Below are 15,863 nucleotides of genomic sequence, written 5' to 3' on the forward strand. Positions count from 1 at the left end.
TCGCCTCATGCGAATTGAGCGGCGCCCGGGCCGGGTGGTGGCTTACGTCCGTAGCGCGCCCGGTACGTGTGTCTGGTTGGTGTTGCTGTTCGCCAGTACCGTCGCCGTTCATCACATGTCCCCGGAGTTCGAGCGGGAGTTCCTGCTGGAGCGGTCGACGAACATCCAGCGGTTGTCGGAGAACCCGGTGCGGGTGTTGTTCGCGAGCGCGTTCCTGATCGACGGTGGGATCTGGCTGCCGTATGTGGCGCTGTACGGCTTCATCCACGCGCCCGCGGAACGTTGGCTGGGTACCGTGCGCTGGCTGGTGGTGTGTGTGACCGCGCATGTGCTGGCGACGTTGATCAGTGAGGGCGCGGTGCTGGTGGCGATGTGGGACGGGCGGGCGCCGTCGTCGACGGCGGACACGGTGGACATCGGGGTGAGTTACGCGCTGGCGGGGGTGGTCGGGGTGCTGGTGTACCGGATCGCGCGGCCGTGGCGGTTCGGGTATCTGGCGGTGGTGTCGCTGGTGTACGGGGTTCCGCTGCTGGTGGGGCGGACGTTCACCGATTTCGGGCATTTCGTTGCGTTGTTGATCGGGTTCGCCTGTCATCCGGTGACGCGGGGGCGGGGAGGGGTGTGGGATCCGCGGGGGGTGTTGGCTTCGTGGCGGGGGTGACGGCGAGGTGATGTCGCCGGGTGGTGTCCCGTCCCCAGGTCAACGGTTGAAGGCCACCGGCCGACGTCCCGTCCTCAGGCCACCGATTCCGGCACCGGCGTGCCCGTCGGGGCGCCTTGTTTCGGGGGTTTCGCGGTCACCATGAGGCCCGCGATCAGGCCGGCAAGCAGCATGATGCCGACGGCCCACCAGATGGCGACGGTGTAGCCGTGGACGACGCCCTCGTTCACCACCAGGGCCCGCTGGGCGGGGTCGGTGAGGTGGGCGGTGACGTAGGCGGTGCTGCTGGTGGTGGCGATCGTGTTGAGCAGGGCCGTGCCGATGGAACCGCCGACCTGTTGTGAGGTGTTGACGGTTGCCGAGGTGACGCCGGAGTCCTGGGGGGCGACGCCCGCGGTGGCGGTGGAGAACACCGGCATGAAGGTGAGGCCCATGCCGAGGCCCATGAGGAGGAGGGCGGGCAGGATCTCGGTGGTGTAGGCGGAGTGGATGGTCATCTGCGTGAGGATCGCCATGCCGCCGGCGGCGAGGACCATGCCGGGAACCATCAGCATGCGGGGGCCGACGTGGTTGAGGAGGCGGGCGGAGATCTGTGTGGAGCCGATGATGATCGCGGCGGTCAGGGGCAGGAATGCCAGGCCTGTCCGCACCGGTGAGTAGCCGAGGATGACCTGGAGGTAGTAGGTCATGAAGAGGAACAGGCCGAACATGCCGATGACGGCGAGGCCCATGGTGAGGAAGCAGCCGGCGCGGTTGCGGTCCTTGATGATGTGCAGCGGCAGCAGCGGCATGGGTGCCCTGGCCTGCCACCACACGAACGTCACGAGGAGTGCGACGCCGCCCGCGAACAGGGTCAGCACCAGGGGGTCGGTCCAGCCGCGGGGTTCGGCCTCGCTGAAGCCGTAGACGATCGCGACGAGGCCGCCGCAGCCCAGCAGTACGCCGGGTACGTCGAGGCGGGCGCCGGTGTGGGCGGGGTAGTCGCGCAGCAGGGCGAGCGCGCCGAAGACGGCGATGACCGCGATCGGTACGTTGACGTAGAGGCACCAGCGCCAGTTCAGGTACTCGGTGAGCAGGCCGCCGACGATGAAGCCGATCGCCGAGCCGCTGCCGGCGAGGGCGCCGTAGATACCGAAGGCTTTTCCACGTTCCTTGGGGTCGGTGAACGTCGTCGTCAGGAGGGACAGCGCGGACGGGGCGAGGACGGCGGCGAAGACGCCCTGGAGGGCGCGGGCGCCGAAGAGCATGCCCTCGGTGGTGGCCGCGCCGCCGAGGGCGGAGGCGGCGGCGAAGCCGATCAGGCCGATGACGAAGGTGCGTTTGCGGCCCACCAGGTCGGCGATGCGGCCTCCGAGCAGGAGGAGGCCGCCGAAGGCCAGGGTGTAGGCGGTGATGACCCACTGGCGGTTGCCGTCGGACATGCCCAGGTCGTGCTGTGCGGAGGGGAGTGCGATGTTCACGATCGTCGCGTCGAGGACGACCATGAGCTGCGCGAGCGCGATGATCACCAGGCCCCACCAGCGGCGGGGGTCGGTTCCCGCGGAGTCACCTGGGCGGGTGTCACTCACCCCGTCAGAAGACCACGGATCGGGTTGTGTCGCATCCTTGGAGGTCATGGCTCCAGTACCACCTTTCCGGTTGTGCGGCGGGTCTCCAGGGCGTGGTGCGCGGCGGCTGCCTCGGCGAGGGGGAGGCGCTGTACGGCGGGGGTGAGGCGGCCCGTGGCGGCCTCGGTGAGGGCGCGTAGTTCCAGGGTGCGGACGGGGCTGGGGCCGCCGGCCTTCCGCATCATCACGGGCCCGAGGACCTGCTGGGAGACGCCGTCGACGAGATACGGCTCGCCGTCGTGCAGGCCGGCTCCGGACCAGCCGAACACGAGGTGTCTGCCGCCGGGTCCGAGCAGGTCGACGGCCGCGCGGGCGATGTCGCCGCCCACGCCGTCGAAGACGACGGTGGCGGTGCGGGGGCTGTCGGTCGAGTCTGCCCGGGACGGGGTGAGGCCGTCCAGGTGTGCGCGTACTTTGTCGGGCCAGCCCGGGTCCGTGTAGTCGACGGCGAGATCGGCGCCGTTGGCGCGGACGCGGGCCGTCTTCTCCGGTCCGCCCGCGAGGCCGATGACGGTGGCGCCCGCGTTCTTGGCGTACTGCACGAGAAGGGTGCCGATTCCGCCGGCGGCGGCCGGGATCACGGCCACCGAGTCGGGGCCGAGTTCGGCGAACTGCAGGATGCCCATCGTCGTACGGCCCGTTCCGATCATGGCGACGGCCTGCGCGGCGTCGAGGTTGTGCGGGATCTCGTGGACGCGGTCGACGTCGGTGACGGCGAGTTCGGCGTAGCCGCCCGGGGCGAAGCCGAGGTGGGCGACCACGCGTCGGCCGAGCCACAGGTCGGCGACGCCCTCGCCGAGGGACTCGACGGTGCCGGCGACCTCCCGGCCGGGGATCGTGGGCAGGGCCGGCGGCTCGGGCAGGGGGCCCTGGATGCCCTCGCGCAGGGCGGTGTCCAGCAGGTGGACACCGGCTGCCGCTACGGCGATTCGGACCTGGCCGGGGCCGGGTACGGGGTCGGCGACCTGTTCGAGTGTGAGGTTGTCGGCCGGGCCGAAGGTGTGCAGGCGGATGGCGTGCATGGGGTCCCCCATCGGTGGGCGGTGTCCATCGGTGAGGGGTGTTCTCGCACCGCGGTCCCGCTTGTGATGGCCCACTCTTCGACCTCAAGCATGCTTGAGGTCAAGGGTCTGGTGGCCGAGGGTGAGCGAGACGGCGGTGAGGGCGCTGTTGAAGGACACCTCGGACAGCACGCCCGGGGCTGCGACCTGGTCGCCGGCGAGGAAGACGCCGTCGCCGCGGTCGATCGCCGGTCGGTCGCGCCAGCTGGTGCCGGGCAGGTCGACGGCCCCGGTGCGGCCGTTCGCGACGGCCTCGCGTCGCCAGGTGACGCGCTCGCGCCAGCCCTCGAAGGCGAGGTCGAGCAGCTGCTCCGCGCGCGCGACGCCGTCGGCCTTCGTCTCGTGCGGGGCGAGGGGGATCTGCCCCTGGAGGAGCTGCTCGCTGGCGGGGGCGAGGGACCGGTCCTGGGCTGTGAACCGTTCGATCCAGCCGGGGGAGTCGAGGTCGGACACGGCGAACGCGTCCCCGCGCCGGGTGCGCACCGCGAGGTCGAGGAGAGTCGTACGGCCGCTCGTCCAGGTCAGCGATTCGTCGCCGAGGAGGTGCCTGGCGGCGTCGAGGGAGGTGGCGACGATGACGGGTGTGTCGGTGGGGAGGGTGTCGACGCGGGAGAGCGTCTCCATGCGTACTCCCAGGTTCCAGGCCCGCGCGGCCATCCGGTCGATGAGACCGCCCCAGCCGCCGCGCGGATAGTGGGCCTCCGGCGGGAGCTTGGTCGCGCGGCGCAGGCGTTCCTGTACGAACGCGGCGGACAGGGCGCCCGGGTCGTGGTGGAAGAGGGCGACGGCGGAGTAGTTGGCGGCGGCCCGCGCGCCCTCCTCGCCGGCCTGTTCGGTCGCCCAGGTCAGGAAGTCGACATCGACGGGCGCCTGCCGGGCACCGGGGCGCAGCAGTTTGAGCATGGCGAAGGGCGGGGTGCGGCGCAGTGCGCCCTTGTGGCGCAGCCGCAGTCGGGCCGCTTCCAGCGGGGGTATGGGGGCGAGCGGCCCGATCAGGTCGCGCTGCCTGAGCCAGGCCCAGTGCGGGCCGCCGCTGTAGAGGGCGTGTGGCCCTTCGTTCGTCCGGTACGGCCCCTCGGCGGTCCGGGCCCGTCCGCCGAGGGTGTGATGGGCCTCGTGGACGGTGACCTTGGCGCCCGCCTCGGCTGCGGTGATGGCCGCGGTCAGTCCGGCGAAGCCGCCGCCGATGACGGTGATGCGGTGCATGTCTGTGGTCTCCCTCGGGTTGGGGTCGCCTTTCTGACGTCTGTTCTGTGGATAGGACCGATCTGAGGCCGGGAATGTGACATGGGCGGTGTCTTCGCAGGTCAGGGCGGGTTGTCAGTGCTGGGGTGCAGGATGGGGGCATGGCGAGGAGAGCGGCGGGTGGGCGTGGTGGAAGCGGCGGGGGCGGTGGGTCGGGTGGTGTCGGCGGTTCCGGTGGTGCCGTTGGTGTCGGTGGCTCCGGGGTGAAGGCGGCGCGGCGGCCGGAGGTGCGGCTGCCGCCGCTGGATCCGTTCGACGGCGGGGAGTTGGAGCCGGACGGGGACTATGACGGGCTGGAGTTCCGGGAGGCGGACTTCGCCGGGCAGGACGGCGGGGGCGCCCGCTTCATGGACTGCGCGCTGACGGGGTGCGCGCTGGACGAGACCCGCCTGACCCGGGCCCGGATCCTGGACTCGGTTCTCACCGGCCCGCGGGGCGTGGGCACCGACCTCGCGGAGGCGACCCTGCGGGACGTGGAGGTGGTCGACGCCCGCATGGGCGGGGTCCAGTTGCACGGAGCGGTCCTGGAGCGTGTCGTGATCCGCGGCGGCAAGATCGACTATCTGAACCTGCGTACCGCCCGGCTCAGAGACGTCGTCTTCGAGAGCTGCGTCCTGGTCGAGCCGGACTTCGGGAGTGCCCGGCTGGAGCGGGTGGAGTTCGTGGACTGCGCGCTGAAGGGAGCGGACCTCACCGGGGCGACCCTCACGGACGTCGACCTGCGCGGGGCCGCGTCACTGGAGATCGCGCGAGGGGTGGACCGGCTGGCGGGGGCGGTCATCAGTCCGGCTCAACTGCTGGATCTGGCACCGGTGTTGGCGGGGGCGCTGGGGATCCGTGTGGAGGGGTGACGGGGCGACGGGGGTCGCGGGGCCCTTCGGTACGGGCCCCCGGTGCGTCCTTCGAACTCACCGCACTCCGGCGAACTCACCGCACTCTGGGAAACCGGGCCTGCAGTGTCCAGATCGCCGGGTTCTCGCCCAGGTCGTCGTGGAGGTCGACCAGGTCGGCGATCAGGTCGTGCAGGAAGTCGCGGGCCTCGCGGCGGAGCGCGGTGTGGGAGAAGTTCAGCGGGGGCTCCTCCGCCTGCATCCAGTCCGCCTCGACGTCCACCCAGCCGAAGCGGCGCTCGAAGAGCATCCGGTCGGTCGACTCGGTGAAGTCCAGTTCCGCGCGCTGGGGGCGGGCGGCGCGGGAGCCCGCCGGGTCGCGGTCGATCTGTTCCACGATGTCGCACAGCGCCCACGCGAAGTCGAGCACCGGCACCCATCCCCAGGCTGTGGACAGTTCCCGGTCCGCCTTGGTGTCGGCGAGGTAGACGTCACCGCAGAACAGGTCGTGCCGCAGGGCCCGGACGTCCGCGCGGCGGTAGTCGGTCTGCGGGGGGTCGGGGAAACGGTTGGAGAGGGCGTAGCCGATGTCGAGCACGTACGTGATGGTGCCACGCGGTCCTCATAGGATCACTGGCGTGCCCCGATCCGTACCGGTTGCCCCGACCTGTGCCGCCGCCCTCCTCGCCGTGGCGCTGACCGCGTGCGGGGCGGGCGTCCAGGGCACGACCGGCGGCTCCGGTGTGCGCGACCCGTACTTCCCGAAGGCGGGCAACGGCGGCTACGACGTCACGCACTACGGCCTGACCCTTGCCTACGACCCGGACACGGATCGTCTCTCCGGTACGGCGGCGGTCACCGCACGCGCCACCCAGGACCTCTCCGCGTTCGACCTGGACCTCAAGGGCCTGGACGTCGAGAGCGTCACCGTCGGGGACCGGAGCGCCCGCTGGAACCGCGCCGGGCAGGAGCTGACCGTCCGGCCGTCCGACGACCTCGACGACGGCGAGAGGTTCCGGGTGACCGTCCGCTACTCCGGCGTCCCGGAGACGATCACCGACCCGGACGGCTCGCGGGAGGGCTGGCTGCGCACGGAGGACGGGGCGCTGGCCCTCGGTGAGCCCACCGGCTCCATGGCGTGGTTCCCCGGCAACCACCACCCCTCCGACAAGGCGTCGTACGACCTCGCCGTGACCGTCCCCGAGGGCCTGAAGGCCGTCTCCAACGGGGAGTTGACGGGCGAGCGGACCAAGGGGGGCCGTACGACATACACCTGGCACACCGCGGAGCCCATGGCGAGCTACGTCGCCACGCTCGCCGTCGGCCACTACGACATCACCCGCTCCACCACCCCCTCCGGCCTGCCCGTGTACGTCGCCGTGGACCCGGCCAAGGCCGAGAAGAGCCGGAAGGTGCTCGCCGGGATTCCCGACATCATGGAGTGGGCCGAGTACAACTTCGGCCCCTACCCCTTCTCCTCCACGGGAGCGATCGTCGACCGCGACGCCGACGCCGGTTACGCCCTGGAGACCCAGAACCGGCCGGTCTTCCCCGGCGTGCCCGACACCGGGACCCTCGTCCACGAACTCGCCCACCAGTGGTACGGCAACTCCGTCACCCCGAGGACCTGGCGGGACATGTGGCTCAACGAGGGATTCGCGACGTACGCGGAATGGCTGTGGGACGAGGACCACGGCGGCGACAGCGCCCAGAAGACCTTCGACGCCCTCTACGACCACGGCGAGGAGATCCACGAGGACCTCTGGGCCTTTCCGCCCGCACGGCCGACGAGCGCCGCGCACATCTCCGACAGCCCGGTCTACCAGCGCGGCGCGATGGTCCTGCACCGGATCCGGCAGACGGTCGGCGACGACACCTTCTACGAAATCGTCCAGGGCTGGGCCGCCGCCCACCGCCACGGGAACGCGGACACCGCCGACTTCACCGCGTACGTCGAGAAGAAGGCACCCGGTGAGGACTTCAGCGGGATCTGGGAGGAGTGGCTCTACGGGGACGGGAAGCCGGCGAAGGACTGAGGGAGTCCAGGGAGTCGAGCTAGCGCAGCGGCTTGCGCAGGACCGTGCAGGGGCGGGCCTTCTGACGGTCCGCGCGGTGGGCGATCGGCTCGTAACCGAGGGACGTCCAGAAGGCGAGGGCCTTCGGGTTGGCGTCGAGGACGGCCAGGCGGACGGCGGTGCGGCCCGCTTCGCGGAAGCGGTCCTCGACGAGGGTCGCCAGCCGGCGGCCGTAGCCCTGGCGGTGGACGTCCGCGGCCACCATCAGCAGGCCGATCCACGGGTCCGGGTCGGCCGGGTCGGGATGGTGGGCGAGGGTGATCGCGATGCCGACCAGTCGGCCCGAGCCGCGTGCGAGCAGTACCTCCACGTCCGGCTGGGCCAGTTCCTCCGCCAGGGCCGCCGCGACCTGCTCCGGGCGGATGTCGTCCGGGTCCGGGAAGTCACCGCTGAGCGCCTGGAACTCGCGGTTGGCGGCGTAGAGCGCGGCGAGTTCGGTCAGGAGCGGGGCCGGGATGTCGTGGTCGAGGGAGAGTGTGAGCGGGGTCAGGATCACGGGGGCAACCTAGCCAGGGCCGCAGAAATGCGGGAGCCCCCGGCCGAAGCCAGGGGTCCCGCACAGCGAGGCGCTCGTCAGACGCTGACGCCGAAGTCCTGGGCGATGCCGACCAGGCCCGAGGCGTAGCCCTGGCCGACCGCGCGGAACTTCCACTCGGCGCCGTTGCGGTAGAGCTCGCCGAAGACCATCGCCGTCTCCGTCGCCGCGTCCTCAGACAGGTCGTAGCGGGCGATCTCGGCGCCGCCGGCCTGGTTGACGATGCGGATGTAGGCGTTGCGGACCTGGCCGAAGTTCTGCGAGCGGTTCTCCGCGTCGTAGATCGAGACCGGGAAGACGATCTTGTCGACGTCGGCCGGGAGACCGGCGAGGTTGACGTTGATCGCCTCGTCGTCGCCCGCGCCCTCGCCGGTGCGGTTGTCACCGGTGTGGACGATGGTCTGGTCCGGCGTCTGCTTGTTGTTGAAGAAGACGAAGTGGCCGTCCGAGTAGACCTTGCCCTGCGGGTTGACCGCGATCGCGGAGGCGTCGAGGTCGAAGTCCGTGCCGGTGGTGGTGCGGACGTCCCAGCCGAGGCCCACGGTGACGGCGGTCAGGCCCGGAGCCTCCTTGGTGAGCGAGACGTTGCCACCCTTGGACAGGCTTACAGCCATTGTTGGGAGTCCCTTCCCTCGTTATCTAACGGGCACGAAGCTACAGCTACCCCTATGAACGCCGCGCGGGGTGTCCAAGGTTCCCCGTGTCTTTACTTTCTTTACCCGCCGCACTTTTCCACCCTTCCGGCCCCTCCGGTCGTTATTGGGGTGACGTGGACCGGTCAGACGGGGGAACATGTACGTCATGTCCGGGCCCTATCTCATCCGCGGCTCCGTCTCACTCCCCGAGGCCGAGCTCATGTGGCGTTTCTCGCGGTCGTCGGGGCCGGGCGGGCAGCACGTCAACACCAGCGACACACAGGTCGAGCTCCGTTTCGACCTGGCCCGCACCGAGGCCCTGCCCGAGGTGTGGAAGCAGCGGGCCGTGGCCAAGCTGGCCGGGCGGCTCGTGGACGGCGTGGTGACCGTCCGCGCCTCCGAGCACCGCTCCCAGTGGCGCAACCGCGAGACCGCCGCCGTACGTCTGGCAACCCTTCTCGCCGAGGCGACGGCCCCGCCGCCCAAGCCGCGCCGGGCCACCCGCATCCCTCGGGGGATCAACGAACGCCGTCTGCGGGAGAAGAAGCAGCGCTCGGACACCAAACGGGGGCGCACCGGCCGCGACTGGGGGTGAGCTTCCCCGTCACACCTCTGGCGGTGAGCGCCCCCGTCCGCTTCCCGGCTGCCGTACGTCCTTAGGGGTCCTTGCACTATGCCCGCCCGGGTCGCGCGCCCTGGCACCGCACCTCGCCGCGTTGCCGAAAAGCCCTAGTAGCTCCTCCCCCACGCTCGACTTCGCTCGCGCGGGGGGACCCCCATCGAGGGCTCTCCGGCGCCTTGCGATGCACGGCACCAGACCACGCGACCTGATCGGGCGCTCATAGTGCAAGGACCCCTTAGACCAGCTCCAGCACCCCGACCGTCTGGTCTCCGCTCGTCTCGCCCGTCTTCCGGAATCCCAGCCCCAGGTAGAAGTCCCTGGGGCCGGTCGGGCCGGGGTGCCAGGTGACGTACATCTCCTTGCCGCCCCGGTGGCGGATCTCGGCCGCGACGGACTCCACGGCGAACCGGCCGTAGCCCCGGCCCTGTTCCCCGGCCGCGATGTTCAGGCGCCACAGGCCGGAGCGGAAGAGGGTGCCGTCCTCCTTCCAGTCGATCTCGAAGAAGGCCATGAGGAAACCGACGGGACGTTCGCCGTCGACGATCAGGCGGGGCCACGCGACGTCTGCGGGGTGGACGTACGCCTCGGCGAGGGACTTCATCACCGGGGCGACCGCGAATTCCTGATCCGGGCGGACCTTAATGCCGGTCGCGGCCTCGAAGTTACGGGGTGTGATCTCTTCGAGACGGGGCGTGGAAGTCGTCGTCATGCGGGCACCCTATGGAGGCGGATCGCACAAGGGCGAGTGAATTCCCGGTCAGCCCAACTGCCGGTAACGGCCCCGGAAATACGTCAGCGGGCCGCCGTCCGCGTTCGGTACGGCCGCCGCAAGGACCCGCCCGACGACCAGGGTGTGGTCGCCGGCCGTCATGCGCTGTTCCGTTCGGCACTCCAGGGTGGCCAGGGCGTCGCCCACCAGGGGAGCGCCGCTGATCTCGCCGCGGACGTAGGGGATGTCCTCGAAGAGCAGGCGGTCGCTGATGCGGCCCTTCATGGCGAAACGGCCGGCGATGTGCCGCTGGCTCTCGGACAGCACCGACACCGCCCACAGGGGCTGCTCGTCGAACAGGTCGTCCATGCGGGAGCCCTCGCGCACGCTGACCAGCACCAGGGGCGGGTCGAGGGAGACCGACATGAACGCCGTCGCCGTCATGCCGACGTCCTCGCCGGCCGGCGCCCCGGGATCGTCCGGGTCGAGTGACGCCTCCTGCGCGGTCACCAGGACCACTCCGGCGGCCAGCCGGGACATGGCGGCGCGGAACTCGTCGTTACTCACCCCCACAGCATGCCCGGAGGCGGGCGAGGGGACGGTGGCGGAGGGGGCGAGAGGAGTGTTCGGCACACCCGAAACGCTAGTCTCCGCCCCACGCGGACCGCATCGGGCCCAGGGCGGAGCGCGGTCCTAGGACTCAGGGCCGAGTTTCCGTGGGCAGGGACGCCGAGTTACACAGTTTGCGTTCAGTAAACGCACAGGGAAAGCGCAGAAACTCTACTCAATTGTTCATCTTCAGCTGTGACTTGAGTCACAAGAGGGACTAATTGTTGACCCTGTGTACCGAGTGGGCAGCGCGCTGTGATTCAGTGGCTGGGAAGATGCGAGACCACGACTGATAAGAAGCGCCGAAGAGAACCCTTGATTCACTGCGAGGTCTCGGGGGGAGGGCGAACATGGAGACCGAGTCGGAACCCTACGTCCGTCTTGCGTCCCTGCGACAGCTGCACCAGGTCATGGGCGACATGAACACGGCCCGCAGCCTCGCGGACACCTTGCAGACCGTGGCCGACGGAGTGGTCCAGGCCCTCGGGTACGAACTGGCGTGCGTCAACCTCGTACGCCCCGACGGCGACCTCGTCGTCGCCGCCTTCGCGGGCAACCCCGCCGCCGAGGCGCTGATCACCGGCCGGGTCGGCTCCCGCGAGTCCTGGGAGCGCCGCCTGGGCATGGGCGAGCACTGGGGTGACCTGGTGTTCATCCCGCACACCGAGGGCTGGGTCCTCGACGACGACGACGTACCGCAGTGGTACACCGACGGCCCCGCGCCCCGCTTCGAGGACGAGTGGCACCCCTCCGACCGGCTCTTCGCCCCGATGTACACGCCCGCCTCGCCGGGCGGCGGCGGCTCGTGTGGCGAGCTGATCGGCGTGCTGTCCGTGGACCGGCCGCGCAACGGTCGCCATCCGGGCGCATGGGGTCGCGAAGCGCTCCAGATGTATGCGTTCCAGGCCGCCATCGCGATCAGCAACGCGCGTCTACGTGCCAATATGCAGCGCGCACTGGTCAGGCTCGAAAGGGAGCAGCAGGCCCTGCGCGCCAGTGAGGAAAGCTTCCGGCAGGCCTTCGAGTACGCCCCCTCCGGCATGGCCATCGCCGAGATGGGCGGCGACCAGCACGGCCGGATCCTGCGCACCAACGACGCCCTGTGCCGGCTGCTGGGCCGCCCCGCGTCCGCGATGCGCCGCTACTCGTTCTCCGACCTCGTCCACCCCGAGGACATCAGCACCCTCCTGAGGACCTCCGCCGAGGGCGGTCGCGCGGAACTCCGGCTCGGCCGCCGCGACGGCACCTACCTGTGGGTGTCCCTGCGCAACTCCGTCGTCGCCGACGCCGCCGACGGGCCCCGCTTCCTCCTCACCCACGTCGAGGACATAGAGGAGCGCAAGCGCCGCGAGCTGCAGCTCGCCCACCGCGCCTCCCACGACTCCCTCACCGGCCTGCCGAACTCCGCCGAGCTGCGCGCCCGGCTCTCCTCGCGGCTGTGTCAGCGCCCCACGGGCGAGCTGGAGTCCGTCGGCACGGGCTTCGGCCACCCCGCCTTCGACGCGAGCGGCGACGGTTTCGACTTCCGGCCGGTCCCGCAGACGTTCGACGGCTACGACCACCATGTGCACACCGTCACTCCCGAGAGTGAGCCTGACGACGGGACCAAGGGTCTCGCGGTCCTCTTCTGCGACCTCGACGGCTTCAAGTCGATCAACGACCGGTTCGGGCACAACGCGGGTGACGAGGTCCTCATCGAGGTCGCCCGACGACTGTCCCGGGCCGTCCGCGACGGCGACACCGTGGCCCGGCTCGGCGGCGACGAGTTCGTCGTGCTGGCCGACGGGCTCGGCCGGGCCGACGCCCAGGACCTGGCCGTACGCCTGCGCAACGAGATCATCCAGCCCATCCGGGTCGACGGACGGGCCATGCGGGTCGGCGGCAGTTTCGGCATCGGCTGGGCCCACTGCGGAATGACGGCGGACGAGGTGTTGAAATCCGCTGACGAGCGGATGTACGTCGAGAAACGATCTCGTCCCAAACAACACAGACGCGCCGGCTGACCCCAGGCAGGCGAGCTGATGCGATCCGAGTCACCCGTTTGGGCCATCAGGAGCGGGTAGGCTCGCCCTTCTCACCACACGAATCGCATCCGCACCGCACCTGCTGAGGAGACCAAGGGATGACGGCCGGCAACAACGGCGCGAGCACGCCCGAGGACGAGGACCCGTTCGGCTATCTGTACGAGGACGGGCAGGCCAACGGAGCCCAGCCCCCGTCCAGTGTCGGCTACGGCTACCCGAACTCCGTCAACCGGACGCGGGCGGTCGGACAGCGACAGTACGGCCAGCAGCAGGCCCCGGCCGCCGCGACCGCACCCTACGGACAGGTCCCGCAGCAGGGCCAGGCCCCCTACGGCCAGTCGAACAGCGCCTACGCGGCCCCCGAGACCCACCCGGGCGGTGCCCCGACCACCCAGTCGTCGTACGGCGGCGGCGGTGGTGGTGGTGGCCGTCGCGGTCCCAACACCAAGGGCCTGCTGATCGGTGCGATCGCGGTGGTCGCCGCGGTCGTCATCGGCATCGGCGTGGCCATGATGAATGGCGACAGCGACGGCGACGGCGAAAAGACGGCCGGCAACGAGGCGTCCACGACGCCGACCACGTCGCAGAGCTCCGCGCCGACCCCGTCGAACAGCAACAGCGCGGCGAGCAAGGACGACCTGCCGACGACCGACGCGAAGGCACTCAGGCTCTCGCCCGGCATGACGACCGCCACGGACGTCAAGGGAGCCAAGGCCGACGGTGGCGCCTACGTCACCGGGTTCAACCAGGTCGGCGCCTCGGTCACCTGGTCGGCCAACAGCATCCCCAAGGACGGCAAGTACACCCTGTACGTCGGCTACAGCGTCCCGGGCAAGGACGCAAACGCCACCCTCTCGGTCAACGGCACGACCTCCAGCGCGCCGGTCAAATTGAAGAACTACGCGAATGCCCCCGAGGGCGACTACGCGAAGGGCTGGACGCAGACCTACAACTACGTCCAGCTCAACAAGGGCACCAACACCTTCAAGGTGTCCTGCGAACAGGGCGACCAGTGCGATGCCCTCGTGGACCAGCTGTGGCTCGTGAAGGGCTGGGTCGAATAGCCCCGGAGCCGCTCACGCCGCGCTGACCTCCGCCGTCACCGCGACCCGCCCCACCAGCTCCTCGTACGCCGCCCGGTCGAACTCGCCCGCCACCGGTGCCAGGACCGTCGCCGCCGACAGCGCGACCGCTCGGGCCAGCCGGTCCGGCCAGGGCAGTCCCTCCACGAGTCCCGACAGCAGGCCCGCGACCGCCGAGTCGCCGGCGCCCGTGGGGTTGCCGTGGACGCGGGCGGGCGGGGTGGCGCGCCAATGGCCCTCGGGCGTCACCGCGAGCAGGCCCTCCGCGCCGAGAGACGCGACCACGGCCCGGGCGCCGCGTCGCCGCGCGTTCTGGGCGGCGCGCAACGGCTCGTGGGATCCGGTGAGTTCGGCCAGTTCGCCGGCGTTCGGCTTCACCAGGTCGGGACGGGCGGCCACTCCCCGGCGCAGTGCCTCGCCGCTGGTGTCGAGGAGGACGGGAACAGCGGCCGCCTTCGCGGTCCGTACGAGTCCCGCGTACGCCCCCACCGGCACGCCCGGCGGCAGACTGCCGCACAGGGCCACCGCGTGCACGGACGGGACGAGGACCTCGTACGCCTCCTGGAAGGCCTGCCATTGAGTGGGCGTGACCGTGGGGCCGGGCTCGTTGAGCTGGGTGGTGTCGCCGCTCAGCTCGTCCACGACGGCGATCGTGCGCCGGGTCGGGTCGCCGACCGGGACCAGGGCGTCCACCAGCCCCGGCACGACGGCGAGCTTCTCCTGTACGGAACGCCCGGTGGCGCCGCCGACGAAGCCGGTGACCGTCACCTCGTGTCCGAGGGCGGCGAGCACCCGGGCCACGTTCACACCCTTGCCGCCCGGCCGTTCGGTCACCTCGGTGACCCGGTGGGAGGTGTGCGGGCGCAGGGAACGTACGCGATAGGTGATGTCGAGAGCCGTGTTCAGCGTGACTGTGAGGATCACTGGACCGACCTCCCTCCCGTCTGGCTGTGCGGAGAGTCGATCATGCCAAACGGACGACGGTCGTCCCAGTTTCGCAGGACCACCGTCGTCCTCAACAGCGGGACACATCACCCCAGTTGGGGATCGACCACCCATTCACCCCGGCGCATGACGCCCTTGAGACCGAAGTCGGCGTCGAGCAGGACCAGGTCGGCGTCCTTGCCCGGTTCCAGGGAGCCGATGCGGTCGTCCATGCCGAGCAGCCGGGCCGGGTTGGCGGAGAGGGCCGCGACCACGGCCTCCACCGGCAGCCGGTCGACCGTCACCGCCCGCTGGAAGGCGCGGTCCTGGGTGAGGGTGGAGCCCGCGATCGAGCCGCCCTCCACCAGTCGGGCCACACCGTCGGCGACCTCGACCTCCAGGGGGCCGAGCCGGTAGCGGCCGTCGCCGAAGCCGGCCGCGTCCATCGCGTCCGTGATGAACGCGACCCGGTCCGCGCCCGCGCGGTGGAACGCCAGTTCAAGGGCGGCGGGGTGGAGATGCGTGCCGTCGTTGATCAGCTCGACGGTGACGCGCTCGTCCTCCAGCAGGGCCGCGACGGGGCCGGGGTCGCGGTGGCCGAGCGTCGGCATCGCGTTGAAGAGGTGGGTCGCCACCGTCGCGCCCGCGTCGATCGCCGCCAGCGTCTGCTCGTACGTCGCGTCCGTGTGCCCGATCGCCGCGATCACGCCGTGCTCCGCGAGCAGCCGTACGGAGTCGATGCCGCCGGGCAGTTCGGTGGCGAGGGTGACCATCTTCGCCCGGCCCCGCGCCGCGTCGACCAGCTTGCGCACCGCCGCCGGGTCCGGGTCCCGCAGCAGCGCCTCGGAGTGCGCGCCCTTGCGGCACGGGGAGATGAACGGTCCCTCGAAGTGGATCCCGGCGATCTCGCCCTGCTCGGCCAGCTCGGACAGCAGGCCGGCCCGCTGGGCCAGGAAGTCCATGTCGACGGTGACCGTCGAGGCGACGAGGGTGGTGGTGCCGTGCAGCCGGTGGGTGTGGATGCCCTTGAGGACCTCGTCGACGGTCCCGGAGGTGAACGAGGCTCCGCCGCCGCCGTGGTTGTGGATGTCCACGAAGCCGGGCACCAGCCAGTGGGTGCTTACGTCGATGACGTGGGCGTTTTTTGGGGTGTTGCTGGTGATGCGGGCGCCCGCGACGACCAGTCGACCGTTTTCGACGGTTCCGGACGGCATGACCACGTTGGCGCCGACGAGGATCGTGGG

16 protein-coding genes are annotated in these 15,863 nt (G+C 70.7%); 6 read left to right on the forward strand and 10 right to left on the reverse strand.

The genetic code is table 11. From position 1 onward, the window contains the following. The first annotated feature begins 7 nt into the window (after positions 1–7). Positions 8–661, forward strand: a complete 654-nt coding sequence (locus AB0H86_RS34430) for a rhomboid-like protein (RefSeq protein ID WP_362448156.1) — start codon at positions 8–10, stop codon at positions 659–661. Positions 662–735: 74 nt separating this feature from the next. On the opposite strand, the gene AB0H86_RS34435 is transcribed toward AB0H86_RS34430, so the two are convergent. The 3 genes from AB0H86_RS34435 to AB0H86_RS34445 form a co-directional block, all read right to left on the reverse strand. Next, positions 736–2,229 (reverse strand): MFS transporter, encoded by a 1,494-nt coding sequence (locus AB0H86_RS34435; protein ID WP_362447976.1) that lies wholly within the window; start codon positions 2,227–2,229, stop codon positions 736–738. 44 nt (positions 2,230–2,273) lie between these two features. After that, positions 2,274–3,290 (reverse strand): zinc-binding dehydrogenase, encoded by a 1,017-nt coding sequence (locus tag AB0H86_RS34440; protein ID WP_362447979.1) that lies wholly within the window; start codon positions 3,288–3,290, stop codon positions 2,274–2,276. 84 nt (positions 3,291–3,374) lie between these two features. Continuing rightward, positions 3,375–4,535 (reverse strand): NAD(P)-binding protein, encoded by a 1,161-nt coding sequence (locus tag AB0H86_RS34445; protein ID WP_362447982.1) that lies wholly within the window; start codon positions 4,533–4,535, stop codon positions 3,375–3,377. Positions 4,536–4,675: 140 nt separating this feature from the next. On the opposite strand from AB0H86_RS34445, the gene AB0H86_RS34450 reads away from it, so the two are divergent. Then, positions 4,676–5,425, forward strand: a complete 750-nt coding sequence (locus AB0H86_RS34450) for a pentapeptide repeat-containing protein (RefSeq protein ID WP_362447985.1) — start codon at positions 4,676–4,678, stop codon at positions 5,423–5,425. Positions 5,426–5,501: 76 nt separating this feature from the next. Here the strand turns inward: AB0H86_RS34450 and AB0H86_RS34455 are convergent, their stop codons facing one another. Continuing rightward, positions 5,502–6,002, reverse strand: coding sequence for a hypothetical protein (locus tag AB0H86_RS34455; RefSeq protein WP_362447988.1), 501 nt, complete (start codon positions 6,000–6,002; stop codon positions 5,502–5,504). Positions 6,003–6,042: 40 nt separating this feature from the next. Between AB0H86_RS34455 and AB0H86_RS34460 the strand changes: the two genes are divergently transcribed. Further along, complete coding sequence (locus tag AB0H86_RS34460; RefSeq protein WP_362447991.1) at positions 6,043–7,440, forward strand: M1 family metallopeptidase; 1,398 nt, start codon at positions 6,043–6,045, stop codon at positions 7,438–7,440. 19 nt (positions 7,441–7,459) lie between these two features. Here AB0H86_RS34460 and AB0H86_RS34465 read toward each other — a convergent pair whose 3' ends face one another. Next, positions 7,460–7,975: a GNAT family N-acetyltransferase gene (locus AB0H86_RS34465; RefSeq protein WP_362447994.1), complete on the reverse strand. Its 516-nt coding sequence runs from the start codon at positions 7,973–7,975 to the stop codon at positions 7,460–7,462. Between the two features lie 77 nt (positions 7,976–8,052). Beyond that, positions 8,053–8,628, reverse strand: a complete 576-nt coding sequence (locus tag AB0H86_RS34470; protein WP_086762889.1) for a TerD family protein — start codon at positions 8,626–8,628, stop codon at positions 8,053–8,055. A gap of 178 nt (positions 8,629–8,806) precedes the next feature. Here AB0H86_RS34470 and arfB point away from each other — a divergent pair, with 178 nt between their 5' ends. Continuing rightward, positions 8,807–9,244, forward strand: a complete 438-nt coding sequence (gene arfB, locus AB0H86_RS34475) for an alternative ribosome rescue aminoacyl-tRNA hydrolase ArfB (RefSeq protein WP_362447998.1) — start codon at positions 8,807–8,809, stop codon at positions 9,242–9,244. 262 nt (positions 9,245–9,506) lie between these two features. Here arfB and AB0H86_RS34480 read toward each other — a convergent pair whose 3' ends face one another. After that, positions 9,507–9,980 carry a GNAT family N-acetyltransferase gene (locus AB0H86_RS34480; RefSeq protein ID WP_362448001.1) on the reverse strand — a complete coding sequence of 158 codons (474 nt, stop codon included), beginning with the start codon at positions 9,978–9,980 and terminating at the stop codon, positions 9,507–9,509. A gap of 48 nt (positions 9,981–10,028) precedes the next feature. Beyond that, positions 10,029–10,613 (reverse strand): flavin reductase family protein, encoded by a 585-nt coding sequence (locus AB0H86_RS34485; protein WP_362448004.1) that lies wholly within the window; start codon positions 10,611–10,613, stop codon positions 10,029–10,031. A gap of 326 nt (positions 10,614–10,939) precedes the next feature. Between AB0H86_RS34485 and cdgB the strand changes: the two genes are divergently transcribed. Together cdgB and AB0H86_RS34495 are read left to right on the forward strand one after the other, a co-directional pair. Then, positions 10,940–12,592: a diguanylate cyclase CdgB gene (gene cdgB, locus AB0H86_RS34490; protein ID WP_362448007.1), complete on the forward strand. Its 1,653-nt coding sequence runs from the start codon at positions 10,940–10,942 to the stop codon at positions 12,590–12,592. Between the two features lie 119 nt (positions 12,593–12,711). Then, on the forward strand, positions 12,712–13,677 hold the full coding sequence (locus AB0H86_RS34495; RefSeq protein ID WP_362448010.1) for a CBM35 domain-containing protein: 966 nt from the start codon (positions 12,712–12,714) through the stop codon (positions 13,675–13,677). Positions 13,678–13,689: 12 nt separating this feature from the next. Here AB0H86_RS34495 and AB0H86_RS34500 read toward each other — a convergent pair whose 3' ends face one another. Then, complete coding sequence (locus tag AB0H86_RS34500) at positions 13,690–14,619, reverse strand: 1-phosphofructokinase family hexose kinase (RefSeq protein WP_362448013.1); 930 nt, start codon at positions 14,617–14,619, stop codon at positions 13,690–13,692. 107 nt (positions 14,620–14,726) lie between these two features. After that, positions 14,727–15,833 (reverse strand): N-acetylglucosamine-6-phosphate deacetylase, encoded by a 1,107-nt coding sequence (nagA, locus tag AB0H86_RS34505; RefSeq protein ID WP_362448016.1) that lies wholly within the window; start codon positions 15,831–15,833, stop codon positions 14,727–14,729. Positions 15,834–15,863 lie beyond the last annotated feature (30 nt).

It is taken from the genome of Streptomyces sp. NPDC050997 (genome assembly GCF_040660135.1).
Taxonomy (GTDB): Bacteria; Actinomycetota; Actinomycetes; order Streptomycetales; family Streptomycetaceae; genus Streptomyces.

What these genes read in the sequence shown, in the direction of transcription:
- AB0H86_RS34495 (WP_362448010.1), top strand. Translation starts at nt 12,712, where the DNA reads ATGACGGCCGGCAACAACGGCGCGAGCACGCCCGAGGACGAGGACCCG.
- AB0H86_RS34480 (WP_362448001.1), bottom strand. Translation starts at nt 9,980, where the DNA reads ATGACGACGACTTCCACGCCCCGTCTCGAAGAGATCACACCCCGTAAC.
- AB0H86_RS34470 (WP_086762889.1), bottom strand. Translation starts at nt 8,628, where the DNA reads ATGGCTGTAAGCCTGTCCAAGGGTGGCAACGTCTCGCTCACCAAGGAG.
- AB0H86_RS34440 (WP_362447979.1), bottom strand. Translation starts at nt 3,290, where the DNA reads ATGCACGCCATCCGCCTGCACACCTTCGGCCCGGCCGACAACCTCACA.
- cdgB (WP_362448007.1), top strand. Translation starts at nt 10,940, where the DNA reads ATGGAGACCGAGTCGGAACCCTACGTCCGTCTTGCGTCCCTGCGACAG.
- AB0H86_RS34430 (WP_362448156.1), top strand. Translation starts at nt 8, where the DNA reads ATGCGAATTGAGCGGCGCCCGGGCCGGGTGGTGGCTTACGTCCGTAGC.
- arfB (WP_362447998.1), top strand. Translation starts at nt 8,807, where the DNA reads ATGTACGTCATGTCCGGGCCCTATCTCATCCGCGGCTCCGTCTCACTC.
- AB0H86_RS34450 (WP_362447985.1), top strand. Translation starts at nt 4,676, where the DNA reads ATGGCGAGGAGAGCGGCGGGTGGGCGTGGTGGAAGCGGCGGGGGCGGT.
- nagA (WP_362448016.1), bottom strand. Translation starts at nt 15,833, where the DNA reads ATGCCGTCCGGAACCGTCGAAAACGGTCGACTGGTCGTCGCGGGCGCC.
- AB0H86_RS34445 (WP_362447982.1), bottom strand. Translation starts at nt 4,535, where the DNA reads ATGCACCGCATCACCGTCATCGGCGGCGGCTTCGCCGGACTGACCGCG.